We start from the raw sequence: 22348 nt of genomic DNA on the forward strand, positions 1-22348 counted from the left end.
AACTTATCCTCTATTCTTTCTTATTTCTTTTTGGATTTTACGAAGCGCTTTTTTCGATCCGCGCTCTATATCATGTTGCATTTTTCTTTCTTTATAATCGACAAATAGTGTATTTAAATCATATCCCTCTGGGTATAATTCCTTTGCTGCTACCTCTAACGTAATACGTTTTACATTCACTTCAACAAATTCACCGTTACAATATACAACGACGTTATAGAAATTATCTATTTCCTTATAGATAATACCAAAATCATCATAATCTAATATATTTACACGATCACCGATTTTGTACTCGTAATGGTTTTCTCTTTTTTCTTGCACGAACTTCGGTTTTCTAATTTTACTTTCATTCACTTTTTCTAGAGCGTACTCTTTATTTTCCATATACGCTCTCGCTCTTTGCAGTACACGCTCTCTTACGTTCATTTTATTCGCAATCCAAAGTGCATTACTTTCACCTGATTTACCAATCACTAATTTATAAAGCGGTTCTAGTGTCTCACTATTAAATTGCATCGCTGCGTTCATAAAATCATCATGCATTTCTGAGAAGCGTTTAATTTCACCGTAATGCGTACTCGCAACTGTAATACATCCTGCAAGATAAAACTCCTCTAAAATAGAAATTGCAAGTGCTGCCCCTTCATTCGGTTCTGTCCCGCTTCCTATTTCATCAAATAATAGTAACGTATTATTATTTGACATCCTCATAATCTCAGATAGATTTTTCATATGAGATGAAAATGTACTTAATGCATTTTCGATACTTTGATTATCACCAATATCTACAAATACATTTTCGAAAATAGCAATTTCTGTTTCTTTATCTCCGGCAATGTGCAAGCCTGACATTGTCGCTAATGTTAACAATCCAATTGTTTTTAACACGATTGTTTTCCCGCCTGCATTTGGTCCTGTAATAATTAAACTACGGTAATTTTGACCGATTTCAAAGTTTAACGGTACTACTTTTCCACTTAAAAGCGGATGCTTACAATTTACTAAATGCATGTAGCCATGATCATTTAATTTCGGCTCTATTCCATCGATTGATTTACTAAACTTCGCTTTCGCAAATACCATATCATATTGGCTAATCAATTCCATGTTAATTTTTATATGATAAATATTTTCTACTACCATGCCTGATAAAGTCGCTAAAATTTGATACTCTTCCATCGCTTCTTCTGCTTTCAAACTTGCGAGTTCCACATTTAACTTTGTAACCGTGTGTGGTTCTATAAATACAGTAGAACCTTTAGCAGACGCTTCAACTATACTTCCCGCAACTTGATTTTTATAAGAAGATTTAATTGGAATCGTATACTTATCATCCTTCTTACTAATAAAGAATTCTTGAATATACTTCTTATTTGCACTACTATTTAAAAACTTCGTTAAACGTTCTTTTATTTTCCCGTCTACCGAATCGATGTTATTTCGAATTCGTTTTAACTCTTTACTAGCAGCAGAATCAATGCTATTTCCTTTTATTGAAAAATTAATTTCCTCTTCAATACTTTTAAATTCAGTCATCGAATTTGCATAAGAAGCTAATACTGGCGCAAAAAATTCTTTATCTAACATAAACTTTTTAATCTTTCTACATCCGCGTAAAAAGTCTGAAACACTGACTAATTCTTCTGGATCTAAAATCATCCCTTTTTCTAATTTTTGAATTGTACTAGCAATATTAGAAATGCCGAAGAAAGGAACATGCCCTTCTGCATCTAATATAGCTCGTGCTTCTGTCGTTTCATTCAAGCGATTTCTCACTACTTTTATACTCGTACTAGGCTCTAATTTGTTTAATAATTCCTTACCTAATCCACTTACACAATAAGATTTCACTATATCCTTTAATTCGTTATATTGTAACTTTTCAAAAGTCATCGTATTCATTTTGTTTCTCCTCACTATGATTGATTTTTATCATAAATGAAGATACCTACTCATTAGATTCCAATGAGCCATATATAAAATTCCATAATTATACAATAAAAACATATACAAAAAAGCTGCGGGGATACCGCAGCTTTTACATTTACAAGGCATGTGTAATAACATATGAGGAAATAAGCCATAAAAAATAGATGGCAGTCCCTTATTACACGCTTTATAAAGTATTGTAGGTATCTTCATAGGTTTTGAAATAAATGCATGACAAAATTAGGGGTATGATGTACATAAAAATCCCCTAGTCTTATCCGATTTATTTCATTAAATTTTTCCTATTTAATACCTACCGCACTCACAAAAAGCACCTCTCATTAAGTTATATTATAGTCATTGAAATCTAATTTATTGAAATCATCATACTATATGTTACGTGAGAAGTAAAGGTGCCATACTTCAGTAGTACGCAACTCTACACTTCAATATTTCTTAAATTAGACCTATATTCGCTGAGGAGAAATTATAAGAAGCGCCTCCGCTATTGCGAATGTCATTTCCTTCCCCTAATACATTTAATAATTATGACAAGCAATGATAGGAGGTTACTATATGAATGAAGAATATAATATTTTACATGGACCTGCTCTGGAACCAAATTTAATCGGTCCCACACTACCATCAATTCCACCATTTACTTTCCCTACTGGACCTACTGGAATCACAGGCCCTACCGGTGCGACAGGTTTTACCGGAATTGGAATAACTGGTCCCACTGGGGTTACTGGTCCTACCGGAATCGGAATAACTGGTCCCACCGGGGTTACTGGTCCTACCGGAATTGGAATAACTGGCCCCACTGGGGTTACTGGCCCTACCGGAATTGGAATAACTGGTCCCACTGGGGTTACTGGCCCTACCGGAATTGGAATAACTGGTCCCACTGGGGTTACTGGTTTAGGGATTCTTCCCGTATTTGGAACAATAACTTCTGAAGTAGGAATCGGTTTTTCAGCAGTAGTTAATACAAATGTTAATTTTACAATCCCAGGACCTGCTAATGGAACTACTCTAAATCCATTAAATAATTCTATTACAATTGATACCACTGGCGTGTACTCTGTATCCTTTTCAATTGTATTTGTAATACAAGCTATATCGTCTAGTATATTAAATCTTACAATAAACGATTCCATCCAATTCGCAATTGAAACGCGAGTTAGTGGTGGTTCTGGGGTAAGATCAACATCTGCCAGAACTGATTTACTATCTTTAAATCAAGGGGATGTTCTTGGAGTACGAATAAGAGAAGCCACAGGTGATATTATTTATTCCAACGCATCTCTCGTTGTTTTAAAAGTCGACTAATTCGTTTATGAAAATAAAAATTTAAGAATGATAACAATATAAAAAGAAGAGGAAAACTTATATTTCAGTCTACCTCTTCTTTTTCATCACAAAATTACTGTTGAACATATATGGAAACTGATCCTCCACTTACTTGGAACTGCCCCCACCCATCCTTATTAATTGTTACAGTATTTGTTTGATTACCCGTAATATCGTACCATACTTCCCCTGCGTTATTCTTTCCAACATCCATCCACTTTGCCCCTCCTGGTCCATCAGAGATTAATGTTGCTAAACCAGAATTAGCATGTACACTATCACCTTCTCTTGTCCAGCCAATCACATCTGGATGGTCAAAATAATCACGCTGCGTACCATATGCAAAGTTTTTTCGTGCCGTCAAAATCGGATCAATTTTGTCCTTTAACGCTGGAATTTCATAGTTACTATTTCCTTTTGTACCATAGTAATCACCATAGAAAACAGAAGGATACCCCTCTGCACGCGTTAAAATAAATGCATATGCCAGCGGCTTGAACCAAGGGCTCACTACAGATTCCAATGACTGACCAGGCTGTGAATCATGATTTTCAACTAGAGTAACCGCAAGTGTAGGATGATTCGCAACTACTGTTCCTTTTAAAATATTTCTCATATCATAATTTCCATTTCCTGTTGAAGCATAATGAAAATTATAATGAAGTGGTGCATCGAACACAGATTGATTATAATTAACCTTCGCTAAATAATTATTTAAAGTCTGGATATCATTTTGCCAATATTCAGCTACTGTAAACATTTCTTTCCCTGTTTGCTGTCTAACGTGATTTACCCAATCGCGCAAATATTCATGATCAATATGTTTAACAGCATCTAAACGAAAACCATCTAAATTTAATTCATTCGCATACCACGTTCCCCATTTTTTCATTTCATTCGCAACATCTGGATGATCAAAATCAAGATCCGCATACATCAAATAATCATAATTCCCATTCTCGCTAGACACTTCCCAGTCCCATGCTTTACCTATGCCCCTAAATTTATAAATTCGGCTTAATTTCCTTCCTTCATCCCAATCCGTTCCGTCAAAATGATACCATTTCCATTTGAAATTAGAATAAGAATCTCCACGCCCTGGAAAGTTAAATCCCGTCCACGCACTAATTTCATAATCACCTGATACTTCAATATTCCGATTGCTCGGGTCTACCTCAACTGCTGTGACATTTTCTGTATAATCAGCCCCACCTCTATGATTCATAACTACATCACCGTATACATCGATGTTTTTCTTATGTAAAGCGTCAATTGCAGATTTCAATTGTGCTTTCGTCCCATATTTCGTCCGCACTGTGCCCTTTTGATTGAATTCCCCCAGATCATATAAATCATATGCTCCATATCCTACGTCATTTTGCGTAGTTCCTTTATATGCAGGTGGTATCCAAACAGATGTAATTCCTTTTTCCGCTAAATTTTCAGCATCAGTACGCAAACGATTCCAATGATTCCCATCATTCGGAGCATACCACTCAAAATACTGCATTAACGTTCCATTGTTAACTGTGTCTGCATATGCTTTACTCCCCTCATATATACTAGGTAAAAACATAAAAACTGACAATCCGACTATTGTTATTCTTTTAAACATCTGTACACCATCCCCTTCTAAGAAAGCGTTTGCATAGTTTATCAGAATTATTATAATATTCGTCCCACCGTTAGTAAAGTAGCAATCTCTCACTCTCCCATATTATTTTTAGTCTAATTTCAAATATTCAACGTAGTTTTAATTTCACATCCTATTCAAGATTGTTTACAATTTACCTATAAAAGCATAACGGAGGGATTTCGATGACAGACTTTCAAAAACAATTTTTCGCACGATTACATATAGAAGAAAAAGACACAGTTTCATTTGAAGATTTATCTAACATTATGTACGCAATGGCACAAACTGTTCCTTTTGAAAACTTAAATATTCTCGAAAAGAATTTTAAAGAAATATCAAAAGAAAATTTGAAAGAGAAAATTTTAGTAAATAACCGTGGCGGTCTTTGTTATGAACTCAATCCTACTATGTATTACTTCCTGAAAGATTCTGGATTCGATGTTCATCTCGTTTCAGGAACAGTTTATAACGCTGCAAACTCCATATGGGCTGTTGATTCTGGCCATATCGCAATCGTTTTAACACATCATAATGAACTTTATTTAATTGAAGTAGGATTCGGATCATACTTACCTCTTGCCCCTGTCCCTTTCTCAGGTGAAGTCATTCACTCTGTTACAGGAGATTATCGTATTCGTAAAGAAATGACCGAAAAGGGAAACTACATTTTAGAGATGCGGAAAAACAATGAGTTCTTGGATCAATCTTCTGCTGATGATTGGACGTTAGGCTATGCATTTTATATAGAAGAAGTGGATGAAGAAAAAGCAAATACAGCACAAAAAATTATCGTTGAACATGAAGAATCACCCTTTAATAAAGTACCTCTTATTGTAAAACTAACTGAAGATGGGCATGCCTCTTTAACGAAAGATAGCCTTACAGTAGCGAAAAACGGTAAAAAAACGAAAGAAACCGTTACAAACATGCAATATACAAACCTTTTACATTCAAAATTCGGAATTACACTATAAGTAAGTAAGCCTTGTTATTTTAGCAAGGCTTTTCAATTTTCAGCAGGGATTTTTTGCAATTTGTTGTATTTCATAGTTATATAGAAATATAACTACATGTTTAGAAAGGAAATGATTATGACAGAACTTAAAGATCGATTACAAGTAGCTGATATAGAAAAATGGGATTTAACAGACATTTACCATACAATTGAAGATTGGGAAAGTGATTTTCATAAAATTGAAGTATTAACGAAGGAATTACACGAGTTTAATGGAAATATTCACGACGGCAATAGTTTATTAGCTTATTTAACGAAGAGTGAAGAAATTTCTAGCATAATATCTTTAATGTTCGCTTATGCACGATTACAATCTGACCTTGATACACGCGATACTGACGCGCAATCTCTTGTCGATAAAGTATCACAATTACACGTGAAAGTAAGTGCAGCGAAATCTTTCTTTTCCCCCTTCTTACTTAGCATAGACGAAAACACATTACATTCTTACATAGAAGAAACAGAAGGCTTACAATATTATAAAGAAGACTTATTTGAATTATACCGTTATAAAAAACACGTATTAAATAAGGACCAAGAAGAAATTTTATCACAAATGGGTGAAGCTCTTTCTTCTCCACAGCACACATTTGGTATGTTAAATAATGCAGATATATTATTTGGTGAAGTGACGACTGACGATGGAGAAAAAGTGAACTTAACACGCGGAATGTATGCAAAGTTAATAGAAGATACGAATCGTGAAAAGCGTAAAGAAGCTTATAAAGCATATTACAAACCATATGTTCAGTTAAAGAATTCCATCGCATCTACTTTATCCGCTGCTATTAAAAATAATGTTACTGTTTCGAAATTAAGAAACTATCCATCAGCGCTAGAGAAATCATTATTTGGCGATATGGTTCCGAAAGAAGTATATGAAAACCTAATTGATACAACGAAAAAAAACATTCAAACATTACATACATACAATGAAATTCGAAAAGAAAAATTAAACGTAGATGAACTAAGACAATACGACTTAGGCGTCGATTTAGTAGAAGGTGCAAAACAAGACATCCCATATAGTGAAGCATTTGACATTATGATTGCATCACTAGCTCCTTTAGGAGAAGAATATATTGAGACATTAAAAAGTTTTAAAGATAAAAGATATATAGACGTAAGAGAAACACCAGGGAAACGTTCTGGTGCTTATAACTTCGGTGTATACGGCGTTCATCCTTTCATTCTTTTAAATCATCACGATGATTTAAACAGCCTGTTCACTCTTACTCATGAATGCGGTCACGGTATGCATACGCACTATTCACATGGATACCAACCAAGAATTTCTGCACATTATTCTATCTTTGTCGCAGAAGTCGCTTCTACAGTAAATGAAGTGTTATTAATTCACTATTTATTAAAAGAAGCAAAAGATACGAACGTGCGTAACCATTTAGTTAACCATTTTATTGAGAAATTTAAAGGTACTTTCTTTACACAAATTATGTTTGCAGAATTTGAAAAAATCACACATGAAATGGCTGAACAAGGTAAACCATTACATGCACAAGTCTTCAGTGAAATTTATGAAAAGCTATTTAAAGAATATAACGGTGATTCACTTGTATTTGATGAAGAAGTAAAATACGGATGGGCTAGAATCCCTCATTTCTATCGCCCGTTTTACGTATACAAATATGCAACTGGATTCGCATCTGCCATTCAAATCGCTGATAAACTATTAAGCGGTGATCCGAATGCTCAGAAAAATTATATTGAATTCCTTAAAGGCGGAAGTTCAGACTACCCATTAAACTTATTGAAAAAAGCTGGCGTCGATTTAACAACGCCAGAACCGATTGAAAGTGCATTGAAACAATTCACTCAACTTGTTGAGGAGTTTTCAGCTCTATAAAAAAGAGCCTCTCGCTAGAGGCTCTTTTTTATATTCCCTTTCCTTCTATTAAATCATTCGCCATTTTCCTAAATTCTTGATTAAATGCATCATTCATACCATTTTGGACGTTAGAAAATAATATGACAAACGTTCGTTTATCCCAGTTAAAATTATTAAAAGTGTTCCAGCCAGCTAATACACCGTGGTTATGATAATAATCTGGGTAAATATAGAAACTAAATCCATATTTTCTTGCAGGTGATGCAGAAAACATATCTGATACACTTTGTTTAGAAAGTAGTTTACCATCCATAATAGCTTCATCTAACTTTTTCATATCTTCAACAGTCGTATACATTTCACCACAACCATACAGCCAGTTCATTTTTAAGCGAGGTGTGGCTATTAACTTATTATCTTTTTTCGTATACCCTTCTGCTAAGAAAATATCCTCTGGAAGTGTTGCGCCCATTCCAGATTCATGCATTTCAACAGGAGTCAAAATATTTTCTTTCACATATTCAGCAAGTGGTTTATTCGATATTTTTTCTACAATATATGCAAGCACCATATAATTATAATCTGTATATTTCCATCCTGTCCCTGCTGGAAATTGTAACGTTTGTGCCCCAATCCACGTTACTAATTTTAACCGTGATGCTGCGTCAACACTACCTTGTCCCTGTTCTGGTAATCCAGACGTATGTGTTAACAAGTTTCGTAACGTAATGTTTTTATCTGCTGGAAACGATGGGATATATTTATTTACATTGTCTTCAATGTTCAACTTCCCTTTTTCTTTTAATTGCATAATAGATATTGCAACAACTGTTTTCGTAATAGAACCAATGCGATATTTCGTTCTTGGCGTTGTTAATACTTGATCTTTCACATTCGCATAACCGTAGCCTTTTCGTAAAATGACATGATCTTTACTTGCTACAAGAACACTCCCATTAAATCCTTTATCTTTTAAATACTGATCTAATTTTCCAGCTGCAATTTCATAACGCTTTTTCTCATTCGCATCAACTTCCTGCTTAACATCTTTTTGCTTACTATTTACATTAGAAAATGCCTTTGCATCATATTTTTTTCCTTTATTTGCATGTATTAGTGTAACAACACTTCCACAAAAAACAGCAAAAATAAAGAAAATGATTAACCATTTCTTTAACATACTAGGAACCCTCTTTTATCTAGTTTCACTTAACGTATATCCATTCTATGTTTTAATTATCAAGTATATTATAATATTATTTAATATTCACTCTGTTAAAACTAGATTCCTTTTTCTCATTTTCAATTTTGACTACTCTCTATTGTATTTCTTTCTTGCAAAATTTCCAACATACAATCGGATGCATTACACTATAATTTCAAATTCTTTTGTAACATTTGTTACATACTAAAAAGAATGGAGATGTAATATGAAAAACACCGATAAACGCAATCGTTTAGATGATAAGGTGTTTCATTATCGGATAACAAAAAATAACATGGTATTAATTTAATATTACAGAAAACAGATTATGATATTAAAAGGAAATGATGCTGAAAAACTTTTAAATAAAATAAATCATGCAAATAACGATAATGAAAAACAGCTAATTATGGCTAAAATTACAGGTAATTTCAAAAGAGGCAATGAACGAAATTGAAAATGAATCTCATTTACATTTTGATTATACAACAAATAAAAAAAGAAATGTCGGTCATTCAACATTTCTTTAGACTTTCTTCATAAAAAATTTACATTGCTAACATTCCTTCATTTTCTATACTTCCTATATAAGCTGACCGCTGAAATAGTTAGTAATACAACTATGCATAACCACGCATACGTATATCCCTTCTTATCTACAATATAACCAAATAAAGCAGGCGCAGCAATAATGGCAATTTGATTTAATGTAAGTGCAAAACTCACTGTCATCCCTACCGATTCTTCACTTGCTGATTCTGCAACTTCAGTTATAAAAAGACTAAACCATCCAATTGAAAAGAACCCTAACAATGCACTTACACCATACAATACATTCGTTATTGTATGTATGCTCATTACTAATATTAGAATGAAGAAAATAGAAATACAAACAGTTATAAATAAGAGGGTACGCCTATTCCCCTTATAAAATAAATCACTAGTAGCTGCTAATATAACCCTACCAACCATTCCAGAAAAGAACATAACGGAAAATACTTTTCCAGCTAAAATTGGCGTGATTGATTGTTCCAATACTAAAAATTTTATAAAGTGTGCAACTAGAACCATTTGCAATGAAATCATACAAATGCCAGTTATATAAATTGCATACAACTCTTTTTTACACATCACTTCTTTTAACTGCATCCAAAAAGAAAGTTTACTACGTTCTTGTTTAACTTTCTCTTGAGTATATGGTTCCTTATAAAATATAAAAAATAAAAGCCCTCCAATTATACAAATGCATGCAATACTATTTACCGCATAGGCCATATTATATTTTATTGTAAGAAACGGGATCAATACTCCCGCTAATGTACCACCAATCGGTATACCGGCTTGTCTAATCCCCATCGCTAACCCGCGATTTTCTTTTGAGAACCACTTCATTATCACCTTACTTCCTCCTGGCTGCGAAACACTATAAAACGTTCCTACTAATAAAAGTACAAAAAGTAACCCATTAAATCCATTGACCATATTAGTCAGTAAAAACGAACCTCCTAGTAAAAATGAACTTATCGAAATTAACAACTTTTCATTGTATTGATCAAGTAGCCGCCCGACAAAAAGCATACAAAATAGCGGTCCTATATTTACAACACTTACTAACAATCCAATCTCCGTATTCGTAAGTGCATATTCTTCTTTCCAAAATAAAGCAAACGCTCCAACACCATACGTTATAAGTGTCGCTGTTGTTTGAGCAACCGTCGCAAAAATTAACATAACCCACTTATAAGTACTATTCACCCTTTCTTCCATTAACACAATAATCCCTCCACCCCCTTCCATTGTATGAAAGTTCTGATATCATATAAAATAAAGATTTATCATGTGATCCATCAAAAAAAATGATACCTTTTCTGGAGGGATGATACTTGGATATAAAAGATTTAACTGTATTTTACGAAGTTGCGAAAGAAGAAAACATATCTCACGCAGCTAAAAATTTAAACTATGTACAGTCTGGCGTAACAATGCGTATGAAACAACTAGAAAACGAATTAGGTGTGCCTTTATTTTACCGAAACGGAAAAGGTGTAACTTTAACTTCTAACGGTGAGATTTTATTAACATACGCCAAACAAATTATCCACTTAATGGATCAATCTGTTAAAGCAGTTCAAAGTAATGGGATCGAACCAAGAGGCACTTTAAAAATTGGATGTACAGAATCTACAACCGCTGTAAGACTTCCATCTATATTAACGGCCTATTATGAAAACTATCCAAAAATCGAATTGATTTTAGAATCAAATACGACGGAACAATTGATTAGGCTTGTACTAGAACGAAAACTGGACGGAGCGTTTATAGCTGGCTCTACTCAGCATGCCGAACTTCATACAAATATATTTCGTGAAGAAGAATTAGTTCTCATTAGCAAAAAGCCTTTATCTTCCTTTAAAGACATAGGAGACATGAATTTACTTGCATTTAGTCACGGGTGCTATTATAGAAATTTATTAGAAGATTGGCTTCAAGAAGAAGGAATTTCACCTAAGCGAGTATTAGAGTTTGGAACAATTGAAGCGATACTCGCATGTGTAAAATCAGGTATGGGCATAGCAATTATGATGAAGTCTATTTTAAATGGTCATCAACATGACATATCATTCAACCCTTTACCAAATAGCTTCAAAAAAGTTCCTACTACTTTTATTACTAGAAAAGATATATATCACTCTGCTGCATTACAAAAATTTATGGAGATGACTCACAATGCGTGAAAAGAAAATATGTGGTATGAAACGAAAAACAAACACTGTGATAAAGCGAATTGAGGAACATACAAAAACGTTCCCTTCTACTTTCTATAACGATGAATATTGGAATATGCTATTGCCAGTTTCGCAAGCTTTTATTGACTCTCGTAAAACACCTAGAAAAGTAAAACGGTTATGTATTCAAACCTTATTAAATCAAGCAAATCATTTAATAAATATGAAACCGAGCGATACACATACATATCGAGTTGTTGTTTTGATTTCTATAAATAATTTGTGGGATTCGCAAATCATTATATTTAAAAATGAGGACTACTTTCATAATTTCTTTAATAGAGATAGTGAATTTCAAAAATGGATTCTTCTTTCAAATGAAATTGATTTTTGGGAGACATGGGAAATTTCAGTTTATCATTCCTTCAAAACGCTTCATTTTCAAGAAATTATTTATGATGCAGATGAATGCTATGAAAAAGAGATTACGTTTATCGGGGAGTTAGATTAAAAAGGGTATACCTAAAACACTGGTATACCCTTTTCCACTTATTTTTCCTTCAATACACTATGTAATCGATCCGGATAATTTGTAAACATTCCTGTAGCACCCCATTTGATTAACAGTCTCATATCTGGTTTCTCATTAATTGTATAAGGGTGAATTAACAGTCCATTTTTCCTAGCCATTTTCATATATGACTCATCAATAATTAGTTCTCCGTTATCATTACGTAAGTTTGGTCCAATACCAGCTGCATACTTTTTAATTTCTTGAAAATCATCATTCGTTACACTTTTCGGTTCATGTGTAATGCCAGACCATTCAACAATTTCATTGTTTTCATTTGGATAATACCAAAGCAATTGAACTAACGGAATATTTTCATTCATACTATGAATCTTTTTCAAACTATCTTTACTAAATGATTGAATCATAACACGGCTAGAAGACATGTTTTGGCCTACTAAATTATATTTTTGTAACAACGCCAACAATTTCTCTTCCATTCCTGGATACACATCTGGTGATTTTGTTTCAATATAATACTTCATACTTCTTCCATACTTTTGGAAGATTTCTTCAAGAGTTGGAACCTTTTGCCCAACATACTCTTGCTTAGCCTTTTCTGGATACGCTTTATTAAACCATGATCCAGCATCTAAACTCTTTATTTCGCTTAACGTTTTATCGCGTACTTCGCCTGTTCCATTTGTAGTGCGATCAACTGCTGTATCATGCATTGCAATTAATTGGCCATCCTTTGTTAATTGAATATCTAACTCTAAATAATCCGCTTTCATTTTTTTCACTAAATTATAAGAAGCAAAAGTATGCTCAGGTGCATGTCCACTTGCTCCGCGATGTGCAATATTTAAAAGCTTATTCGTATTCCATTCATGCTTTCCTTCTGCTTTCGCATGAACAGCTCCCCCAGCAAAGATACTTCCCGTCATAAAGAAAATAACTAAAACGCTAATAATCTTTCTCATCCTTCTAACCCTTCCTACGTTGCAAATTTCAACAAGCTAATGAGATTTACACGAAATAGAAGACACACTTTCATTATTTTTATAAACCTATATTAAAATTCCAATCTTACAAATATACTTTCTCTATATTATTAATAAACTAGTATTATCCTATTTAATTTCTATAGCCCTCCTTTTCACATGTAACTCCCTATTTTGTACGGTTCATTCAATAAAAAAAGCCATAAATTATTTAGAATACACTCCTGTGTCCCTAAATAAATTTATGGCTTTTCTCAAATATCTCCGGCCTCTATTAACTTGTCGAATTTAATCATATCAAACCTATTGAAATTTGTGAATATTTTTTTCAGTACAGTGAAGCACATAAAACAATATTTCTGTAGTTACTTAAAAATCACATAATAAATTTCTCATTACCTCTTCCAATACTATATCTGGATTTACTACCGTTTTTTCCGAACGCCATCCGATAAAGCCATCTGGTCTAATTAATACAGCACCTCCATTCTCTATACCATATAATTTGCTAAAAATATCTTCTGGAGCAACAAAGTCTCCACTTAAACCAACACGATACCCTTTTATATTTATTCCTAATTTAGCTGAAACAGTATGTGCTGCCTCAGCCCAAGAACTATTTTCTACTCCTGTAAGTAATACAAAACTGTTACCGAATAAGTCTAATGTAGAAACTTTCTTCCCTTCATACGTTCCCCATAAATGTGGCGCTCGCGTTCCAGGTCTTCCGTTCAACTCTATGCTATCCATTCTATGCGGAGTTACTGAATCATCTATAATCGCCTCTGAACAATACTGATATCCAACTGTAACAGCTAAACCATCCATATTATTCAAACTACCTTCCTCTCTATTCGCAGCACGAAACAGTAAACTACTTGCATAAGCTGTCGTTAATTTTGCAACAGAGTGTCTCTCCTCATGATATGTTTCTAACAATTTTGGTTTTGCCTTCCCTTTTATAACAGCCGCTAATTTCCAAGCTAAGTTATGTGCATCTTGTATTCCTGTATTTGAACCAAACCCTCCTGTTGGTGGCATAATATGTGCTGAATCTCCAACTAAAAAGATTCGATTTTCTTGAAATTTCACCGCTGTACTTTCGGCCGCTTCCCACGGTAAAACACTTAATATTTCTGACTCAATATTTGTACTTCCAATTGCTATTTGAATAATTTGTTTACAACGTTCTATAGTGAAGTCCTCTAACCCCTCTCCTTTTAATGGATCGTAGGCTACATGATAAATCCATTTTTTTACGTTATCAACCGGGATAAGTGCACCAAGAACCTCCGGATGAAGTACCATCGAAAAACCGAATGCATATCCTTGTATAAACTCACTTAAATCAGCTTCAAAATAAATATTCATATAATAGCCACCAATGGTTCCACGACCCTCAGCTTTAATCCCTAACTGCTCACGTATTTTACTTTTCGCTCCATCCGCTGCAATTACATAGTCACAATGTATGACACTTTCTTTTTCTGTTTCACGATTTCGAATCGTTGCTTTTAACCCGTTTTCATTTTGTTCAAATGAAACTAATTCATGATAAAAAGATAGTTGCCCGCCTAGCGTTTTCGCTTCTTGTAACATCATTTCTTCTAAAATAATTTGATAACACGCAGTTTGTTTTGATGGACTAATCTTTTCTATTTTTTGAAGTAATTCTTCATCGTTTCCGTATTGCGTCGCTCTCATTTGTTCTAATTCTTCTTTATTCGCCTCAGCTATTGTATGAACTGCTATTCTTCCTCGGCAGTTCTCTAATGCTTTACCTGCCAATTTAATTTTTTGTTCCAAACCTAATTCTCGAAATAACTCCATTGTACGTAAAGTAAGGCCGCCTGCTTTCGGATGAATGGCAGTAGACGGATGCTTTTCAATAAGTAAGTACTCAATGTTATGTTTTGCAAGAAATAACGCAGACGCTAACCCAGATAATCCCCCTCCAACAATTAAAACTGGTACATAATTCGATTTCATATATTTACCCTCCACATCATTGTTCTGAGCTCAGTGTCATAAATATAATCAAAAAAAACATTAAAATATAGACTTATATTTCATTTTGAATTATCATATAGATAGATTACGCCCCAAAATCCTTTTTACCTTTTCATACATCTATAATCCACCTGAATTGTGTCTGTATGAAAGTGTAAAACAAAAGAACGTACTTTACGTTGAACTATGTTCTATCGTAAAAATCAAAAATAATGCAAACATTATAAGCGGTCGTAACCTTATCGATTATACAAGGTTACGACCGCTTATTTTATTGTTACATCATTTTTTGTTTTTAAAACTTCATCTATTGTGTTATATAGTCCTTCCAATCCCTTTTCTATCTCCCTATAATTTTCAAAAATAAAAAATTCATTCGTCTCGATTTTCTTTCCCAATATTGCACCTCATACAACAATCATGTAGCATTACCGTATCGATGTAATGGTTCATCATCTTAAACCTTTCGACTAATTACCAGGAGGTAAAGTGATTGAAATGAATAAACAAGAACAATTAAATGTTATAAAAAAAGATTTTATTGATTCTCAAAAAGTATTATTGGCAATTGGCGATGAAACACGTCAAGCTATTTTGTTAGTTCTCATGGAAACGGAATGTCAAACCGGATTACGTGTAGGAGAAATCACGAAACAAACACACCTTTCTCGACCAGCGGTATCGCATCACCTTCGGATTTTACGAGAAGCTGGTATTATTTTAATGCGAAAAGAAGGTACAAAAAACTTTTATTATATTGATATACGTACAAAATTAAGTTTATTAAAAAATCTTGTATTAGATATCGAAAAGCTATTACACAACTTTTATTGAAATGTGGAGGTATAAGAAATGAAAGCAATGATAATTGATAAATACGGGAAAGTTCCAATGCGTATGGCAGAGGTACCTACTCCTGAAATAAATGAGCATGAAGTGCTCGCAGAAATTCATGCAGCTAGTATTAACCCAATTGACTTTAAAATACGTGATGGAAAAGTAAAGATGTTACTTAAATATGAAATGCCCCTAATCCTTGGGAATGACTTTTCCGGTGTTATCGTAAAGGTTGGGGCAAAAGTGACTAACTTTAAAGTCGGTGATGAAATATATGCACGCCCAAGAAAAAATAAGATTGGTACTTTCGCGGAATATATAGCCATTCATGAAGATGATATAGCTTTAAAACCAAAAAATTTAAATTTTGAGGAAGCTGCTTCGATTCCACTCGTTGGCTTAACATCATATCAAGCATTACATGACATTATGCAATTACAAAAAGGACAAAAAATATTAATTCACGCTGGGTCTGGTGGTGTTGGTACTTTCGCAATTCAGTTAGCAAAAATAATGGGTGCTACTGTTACAACGACTGCTAGTGAAGCTGGTGCAAATTTAGTAACGTCTCTTGGCGCAGATGAAATTATTAATTACAAAACAGAAAAATTTGAAGATATACTAAAAAATTATGATGCGGTATTTGATACAATCGGCGGTGCAACACTTGAAAAATCATTCAATATTATAAAAAGCGGAGGAAACATTGTTTCCGTTTCAGGTATGCCGAATGCTCGCTTCGGTAAAGAATTTGGTTCAGGATTCTTTAAAACTCTCTTATTTTCATTAGCCAGCAAAAAACTTACTGCACTTGAAAAAAAGCATAATGCTCAATATTCATTTTTATTTATGAAGCCAAGCGGGGATCAATTACGTACTATTGCAAACTATATTGAAGCCGGAAAAATCAAACCGGTAATCGATCGAGTTTTCCCTTTTGAAGATGCGCAAAAAGCAATGGAATATTCAGAGTCTGGAAGAGCAAAAGGAAAAATAATTGTAAAAATTAAATAATAATAAAAACCTCCATTTTCTTAAAATGGAGGTTTTTAATTTGCTGTTAAATAGACATAGTGCAATGAAGTCCTTACAATAGATTGCAAGGGGAAATATTATATTATACTTTTAGTTAACTTTACAAAGAATACATACGTACAAATACATAACTTAAAATATAAAAAGGAGGAGATACAATGACTAAAATTAATGAAACAGGTTGGAATTTAGATAATAGTTATACGACTTTACCACAATCATTTTATACAGAAATCCCCCCTACTCCCGTAAGTTCACCGGAGTTAGTTAAACTAAACCATTCATTAGCGATATCTCTTGGCTTGACCCCTGAAGAACTGAAAAAGGAAGCTGAAATTGCTATTTTCGCTGGTAATGCACTCCCAGAAGGAGCTCATCCATTAGCTCAAGCATATGCTGGTCATCAATTCGGACATTTTAATATGTTAGGCGACGGTCGTGCTCTTTTAATTGGCGAACAAATTACTCCTTCAGGTGAGCGTTTCGATATTCAACTGAAAGGTTCTGGCCCTACTCCCTATTCACGCCGAGGAGATGGCCGTGCTGCACTCGGTCCGATGCTACGTGAATATATCATTAGTGAGGCAATGTATGCACTTGATATTCCGACTACTCGTAGTTTAGCAGTTGTCACAACTGGTGAAGCAACATATCGTGAAACAAAGTTACCTGGAGCAATTTTAACTAGAGTAGCTAGTAGCCATATACGCGTCGGTACATTTCAATATGCTGCAGCTCGTGGTTCAATAGAGGACCTGAAATCACTAGCTGACTATACGATAAAAAGGCATTACCCAGAAATTGAATCCCATGAAAACCGATATACTGCATTACTACAAGCAGTCATTAAAAGACAAGCCAGTCTTATCGCAAAATGGCAACTTGTTGGATTTATCCACGGTGTAATGAACACTGACAATATAACGATTAGTGGCGAAACAATTGATTACGGTCCTTGTGCATTTATGGACAATTACGATCAAGGAACAGTATTTAGCTCTATTGACACACAAGGCCGTTATGCATATGGAAATCAACCATATATGGCCGCATGGGACCTCGCTCGATTAGCAGAATCTTTAATACCAATTCTGCACGAAGATGAAGAAGAAGCATTAAAAATCGCCCAAGACGAAATTTCGAAATTTAGCGTACAGTATGAAAACCATTGGTTCCTTGGAATGAAAAAGAAATTAGGACTATTTAGTAACGAAGAACAAGATCAATCACTTATTGAGCAACTTTTAAAAATGATGGAGAAATATAAAGCGGATTATACAAATACATTCCGTTCATTAACTCTTGATTCTATCGAAAATACAGCTCTATTTGAAAGTCCTGAATATAAAGATTGGTACAAACTGTGGCAATCTCGATTAAAAAGACAAGAACAATCGAAAGAAAACGCCTACGAAATGATGAAAAATAATAACCCATCAATCATCCCAAGAAACCATCGTGTAGAAGAAGCACTAGAAGCAGCTGTCACAAATGGCGATTATAGCGTAATGGAGAAACTTCTTGAAGCTTTATCAAACCCTTATGCGTATTCTACAGATCAAGAAGAATACTGCATTCCGCCTGCACCGACGAATCGCCCTTATCGTACTTTTTGTGGGACTTGATTAAAAATTTGTTTTTATTTTAATCCAAAATTTATTAAGTTAACTATTAATCACAAACTTAAAAGTTGCTTTCAATATTGAAAGCAACACATTTAGTATCCAACCTTAAACAAGTCACAAATTATAATTTGTGACTTGTTTAATTACCCACGTTCAATAGAAGATTTGTTTTGCAGGCATCGTTGTATCTTCAGAGACAGCATGTGGATTTTCATTAGGTTTTATAATTATAAACGTTCCACCCTATCCACTGTGAGCTAATTTATTGCAAAGACCTTCTACCATAAAACCCCATAATTCCAGCTGCCATTCCCATTATAGATAATCCAAGTTTTTTCTTTATTTCAATGCTTCTTTTTCAAATATTCTCTTTTTTATTTCATAACTCATAAAAAAATACTTTTCTGCTTTTTCTATATTACCTACTTTATGAAACTCTAATGCCAGACTTTCAGTATATTCGTGAATATACTCCGATAAATTTTTTCTTTCAAAGTAAGAAAAACCTTCGAGAATAATTTTTTCTATTTTTTCTACCTCTAAATGCTGACAAAATCCCTTTAGAATTAAAAAGTGATATCTATATTCATCATTTTTTAATTCCTCACAAACCTTCAATCCACTTTCAATTAATTCCTTCGCTTTTTCTATTTCACCTAATTTATAATATTCTCTTGCCTCTAAAAAGATTGCCTTATAATGAGTAGGCATTTTTTTAGAAACCTCAGATAAGTGTCTAATTGCTAAAACTGAAAGATTTTGACTCGCATACAATAAACCTAAATTATGTCTGATTCTTAATACTAACATTTCAGCATCATTTTTTTGTAAAATGTTTATTGCTGACGCAATATATTCCTCACCTTTATCATGCTGCTTTAATTCCGAAAAAGATAATCCTAATATATTTTCGCACAGCGCTATGTTCACTTCATACCCTGCTTGTTTAACAAAGATATCTCTTGCTTTTGAAGCGTATTCAATAGCTGAATATGCGTAATGCAAGTGATATTTTAATATAGCAACTCTATAATTAAACTCTGCATATTCAATTTCATCTGAAATATGCTCTAATAACTCTTCAGCTTTTTCAAAATAGTTGCTAGCTTCACTATAATTAGTAAGAATTGTATAATGAATGGCTTTGAATAAATAATAATAATAATTAGAATATTCATCATTTGGTTTAGGCAATGCATCTATTTTATCAAAAGCTTTTTTCAAATTACCTAAACCATCTATTAGCACTTTATATCGAAATTCTAACAGATAATAGTGAAATGAAACCTTTACATCTGATTCAATAATATAAAGCTTTTTATCAATCTCTTCTTTTAATTTTTTTGCTTCACTTATACGTTGAGCTCTAATATCTCGATACCAATCATTCAGCATCTTAGTAATTAATTCATTGCCAGTGATTTGTATATTCATCAAATCCACTCTCCTTCTTTTAATTATCATAAAAATAACATAATTCGATTATTTATATCTATCTATATATATATTTCTCAACAATTGAACGAAATTCATTCACTGAATTTTGTTCAATATTTTAATAAACCTGCTGTAAATATGAATACTTTTTCTTATAACCTCTGAATATGAGTATCCTTAAAATCCGTCTCATATTTCAATCCATATCCAAACATTCGATCCATCCCAATATGTGCTGTCCATACTAAGCCAATCATTATAACGGTATCTATCTTAAAATAGACACCTATTAGAACAATTAATATGGATATGATATATGTGTGAAATAAATTATAAATGTTAGCACCAACATGATTATTAATCCCATACGCTAACATAGATAAATCTGGTGCTAAAAGGAATACAAAAAATATAATCCAACTAAACTCATATATCGAATACATATAAATCGTGGCTAAAAATACAACCATTCCTTCAAAATGTACAATACGTTTTTTCATTATTTATCATTCCTATTTTTCTATATTTATTAATACATTTTCATCGCTGAAAGTATTCTTTGCATTTTTTGACCAGATGGTTGCTAATATTGGCCCTGCAATGTTATGCCATACTGCCGCTAATACACTTGGGAGTGCAGCAGCCGGTCCAAAATGCAAAATACTTTCCAGCTATATTACTTATCGCTTCTAGTACTTTCATCCAATCAGCCCCTATCTTTTAATTGAAACACCTTATTCGGATTCAAAATATTTTGCGGATCAAGAGCTTTCTTTATTTTCTCCATTACAAATAATGCCGCCCCATGTTCTTCTTCTTGATACTTTCGTTTTCCGATTCCAACGCCATGTTCTCCTGTACACGTTCCTCCTCGTTTAAGAGCATACAGAACGATACTTTCGTTTATTTCGTCCGCCTTCTTTACTTCCTCTTTATCATTTGTGTCAATCATTAAGAGTACATGGAAATTCCCATCTCCAACATGACCTAGAATACCGCCAATAAGCCCTACTTTATCTAATACCTCTTTCGCATGTTGAATCGCTCCAGCTAATTCCGAAATTGGCACACATACGTCTGTACTCATTAGCTTTTTACCAGGATAACTATGCACGTAAGAGTACGCTAAGTTATGTCTTGCATCCCACAGTTTATTTCTCGCTGCTGTTTCCGTCTCAAACGTAATTTCTATACATTTATGATCAAGAACGATTTCTTTCGTAAATTCAATATCTTGCTTTAACCCTGCTTCATTGCCGTGAAACTCTAAAAACAGTGTCGGTTCTTCTCTGTAACTTGTTTCATTATAATAATTTACTTGTTTCATAGATAATTCATCAACGAGTTCAATTCTCGCGATTGGAATACCTGCTTGTAATATGTTAATTACAGCTTCTACTGCATCATTTATAGTTGGAAACGATGCCCTCGCAGCCATAACATGTTCTGGTATACCGTATACTTTTAAAGTTAACTCCGTGAAACATCCAAGTGTTCCTTCTGATCCTACGAAAATACCATTTAAATGATAACCTGATGATGACTTCGCCGCTAAATTCCCGGTATGTATTACTCCTCCATCAGCAAGAACGACTTCTAAATCTCGAACTTGATCACGCATTACACCATACTTTACCGCTGTCGTTCCGCTCGCATTTGTAGCAGCCATTCCTCCTAACGTTGCATCAGCTCCTGGGTCTACACTAAAAAATAATCCATACTTTTTCAATTCTTTATTAAGCTGAGAGCGCGTCACCCCTGGCTGTACTCTCACAAGAAAATCCTTTTCTCTTATTTCAAGTATTTTGTTCATAAGAGAAAAGTCCATTGTAATTCCTTTTTCGTAAGGAATTACATGTCCCTCTAAACTGGATCCTACTCCAAATGGAACGACAGCTGTTCCGTGCTGACTCGCTATTTTCATTATCGCGCTAACTTCTTCGGTCGTTTTTGGAAAAACAACTACATCAGGTAAACTACTAACGTGGTAAGATTCATCTTTACTATGTAACTCTCGTACTGTCATATTTATTACTACTCGATCTTCAGGAAGTATGCCTTTTAATTCATTTACTACATGTTCAATTGTTATTTCCATAATCAACTCTCCTTTTTAATTTTAAAACAAGTATACCATCTTTATACAAAATAATTAGAAAAATAAGATTATTTAACCT

General features: G+C 33.7%; 18 protein-coding genes and 1 pseudogene. 9 read left to right on the forward strand and 10 right to left on the reverse strand.

Features of this window, described 5'->3' with window-relative positions:
- Window positions 1-3: 3 nt before the first annotated feature.
- Window positions 4-1905, reverse strand: a complete 1902-nt coding sequence (locus BAQ53_RS16255) for an endonuclease MutS2 (RefSeq protein ID WP_208905899.1) — start codon at window positions 1903-1905, stop codon at window positions 4-6.
- Window positions 1906-2508: 603 nt separating this feature from the next.
- Between BAQ53_RS16255 and BAQ53_RS16260 the strand changes: the two genes are divergently transcribed.
- Complete coding sequence (locus BAQ53_RS16260; RefSeq protein ID WP_208905901.1) at window positions 2509-3264, forward strand: exosporium leader peptide-containing protein; 756 nt, start codon at window positions 2509-2511, stop codon at window positions 3262-3264.
- Window positions 3265-3358: 94 nt separating this feature from the next.
- On the opposite strand, the gene amyS is transcribed toward BAQ53_RS16260, so the two are convergent.
- On the reverse strand, window positions 3359-4900 hold the full coding sequence (gene amyS / locus BAQ53_RS16265; RefSeq protein ID WP_208905903.1) for an alpha-amylase: 1542 nt from the start codon (window positions 4898-4900) through the stop codon (window positions 3359-3361).
- A gap of 203 nt (window positions 4901-5103) precedes the next feature.
- On the opposite strand from amyS, the gene BAQ53_RS16270 reads away from it, so the two are divergent.
- On the forward strand, window positions 5104-5895 hold the full coding sequence (locus BAQ53_RS16270) for an arylamine N-acetyltransferase family protein (RefSeq protein WP_000129190.1): 792 nt from the start codon (window positions 5104-5106) through the stop codon (window positions 5893-5895).
- A 117-nt stretch (window positions 5896-6012) separates the two neighbouring features.
- A complete protein-coding gene (gene pepF / locus BAQ53_RS16275; protein WP_061663928.1) occupies window positions 6013-7800 on the forward strand; it encodes an oligoendopeptidase F in 1788 nt (595 codons plus the stop codon).
- 28 nt (window positions 7801-7828) lie between these two features.
- On the opposite strand, the gene BAQ53_RS16280 is transcribed toward pepF, so the two are convergent.
- On the reverse strand, window positions 7829-8962 hold the full coding sequence (locus BAQ53_RS16280) for a serine hydrolase domain-containing protein (protein ID WP_000915169.1): 1134 nt from the start codon (window positions 8960-8962) through the stop codon (window positions 7829-7831).
- Window positions 8963-9314: 352 nt separating this feature from the next.
- Between BAQ53_RS16280 and BAQ53_RS26490 the strand changes: the two genes are divergently transcribed.
- Window positions 9315-9443, forward strand: coding sequence for a hypothetical protein (locus tag BAQ53_RS26490; protein ID WP_000600991.1), 129 nt, complete (start codon window positions 9315-9317; stop codon window positions 9441-9443).
- Between the two features lie 110 nt (window positions 9444-9553).
- Here the strand turns inward: BAQ53_RS26490 and BAQ53_RS16290 are convergent, their stop codons facing one another.
- Window positions 9554-10783 carry an MFS transporter gene (locus BAQ53_RS16290; protein ID WP_003302165.1) on the reverse strand — a complete coding sequence of 410 codons (1230 nt, stop codon included), beginning with the start codon at window positions 10781-10783 and terminating at the stop codon, window positions 9554-9556.
- An 86-nt stretch (window positions 10784-10869) separates the two neighbouring features.
- On the opposite strand from BAQ53_RS16290, the gene BAQ53_RS16295 reads away from it, so the two are divergent.
- Together BAQ53_RS16295 and BAQ53_RS16300 are read left to right on the forward strand one after the other, a co-directional pair.
- The gene (locus BAQ53_RS16295) at window positions 10870-11721 is read left to right on the forward strand and encodes a LysR family transcriptional regulator (RefSeq protein ID WP_208905910.1); all 852 of its coding nucleotides are present in this window, start codon (window positions 10870-10872) and stop codon (window positions 11719-11721) included.
- Window positions 11714-12223 carry a DUF3916 domain-containing protein gene (locus BAQ53_RS16300; protein WP_208905918.1) on the forward strand — a complete coding sequence of 170 codons (510 nt, stop codon included), beginning with the start codon at window positions 11714-11716 and terminating at the stop codon, window positions 12221-12223. The genes BAQ53_RS16295 and BAQ53_RS16300 overlap by 8 nt, the downstream gene beginning before the upstream one ends.
- A 38-nt stretch (window positions 12224-12261) precedes the next feature.
- On the opposite strand, the gene BAQ53_RS16305 is transcribed toward BAQ53_RS16300, so the two are convergent.
- Together BAQ53_RS16305 and BAQ53_RS16310 are read right to left on the reverse strand one after the other, a co-directional pair.
- Window positions 12262-13206: a glycerophosphodiester phosphodiesterase gene (locus BAQ53_RS16305; protein ID WP_001226351.1), complete on the reverse strand. Its 945-nt coding sequence runs from the start codon at window positions 13204-13206 to the stop codon at window positions 12262-12264.
- A gap of 390 nt (window positions 13207-13596) precedes the next feature.
- A complete protein-coding gene (locus tag BAQ53_RS16310) occupies window positions 13597-15216 on the reverse strand; it encodes an FAD-dependent oxidoreductase (RefSeq protein ID WP_208905920.1) in 1620 nt (539 codons plus the stop codon).
- Window positions 15217-15726: 510 nt separating this feature from the next.
- Between BAQ53_RS16310 and BAQ53_RS16315 the strand changes: the two genes are divergently transcribed.
- The 3 genes from BAQ53_RS16315 to BAQ53_RS16325 all read left to right on the forward strand — a co-directional run bounded on the left by BAQ53_RS16315 (window position 15727) and on the right by BAQ53_RS16325 (window position 18734).
- Entirely contained in the window at window positions 15727-16071 is a 345-nt protein-coding gene (locus BAQ53_RS16315; protein WP_000571881.1) for an ArsR/SmtB family transcription factor, read from the forward strand.
- An 18-nt stretch (window positions 16072-16089) separates the two neighbouring features.
- A complete protein-coding gene (locus BAQ53_RS16320) occupies window positions 16090-17088 on the forward strand; it encodes an NADP-dependent oxidoreductase (RefSeq protein ID WP_208905927.1) in 999 nt (332 codons plus the stop codon).
- A gap of 179 nt (window positions 17089-17267) precedes the next feature.
- Entirely contained in the window at window positions 17268-18734 is a 1467-nt protein-coding gene (locus BAQ53_RS16325) for a protein adenylyltransferase SelO (protein WP_208905929.1), read from the forward strand.
- A gap of 339 nt (window positions 18735-19073) precedes the next feature.
- Here BAQ53_RS16325 and BAQ53_RS16330 read toward each other — a convergent pair whose 3' ends face one another.
- The 4 genes and pseudogenes from BAQ53_RS16330 to BAQ53_RS16345 all read right to left on the reverse strand — a co-directional run bounded on the left by BAQ53_RS16330 (window position 19074) and on the right by BAQ53_RS16345 (window position 22269).
- Window positions 19074-20168 (reverse strand): response regulator aspartate phosphatase, encoded by a 1095-nt coding sequence (locus BAQ53_RS16330; protein ID WP_151522749.1) that lies wholly within the window; start codon window positions 20166-20168, stop codon window positions 19074-19076.
- A 155-nt stretch (window positions 20169-20323) separates the two neighbouring features.
- Window positions 20324-20671 carry a DUF4260 domain-containing protein gene (locus tag BAQ53_RS16335; RefSeq protein WP_208905932.1) on the reverse strand — a complete coding sequence of 116 codons (348 nt, stop codon included), beginning with the start codon at window positions 20669-20671 and terminating at the stop codon, window positions 20324-20326.
- Window positions 20672-20683: 12 nt separating this feature from the next.
- Window positions 20684-20827: pseudogene (locus BAQ53_RS16340) on the reverse strand (bile acid:sodium symporter family protein); the annotation flags it as partial.
- 50 nt (window positions 20828-20877) lie between these two features.
- Window positions 20878-22269 (reverse strand): FAD-binding oxidoreductase, encoded by a 1392-nt coding sequence (locus tag BAQ53_RS16345; protein ID WP_000406581.1) that lies wholly within the window; start codon window positions 22267-22269, stop codon window positions 20878-20880.
- Window positions 22270-22348 lie beyond the last annotated feature (79 nt).

The organism is Bacillus sp. B25(2016b) (assembly GCF_001679765.1).
Taxonomy (GTDB): domain Bacteria; phylum Bacillota; class Bacilli; order Bacillales; family Bacillaceae_G; genus Bacillus_A; species Bacillus_A thuringiensis_K.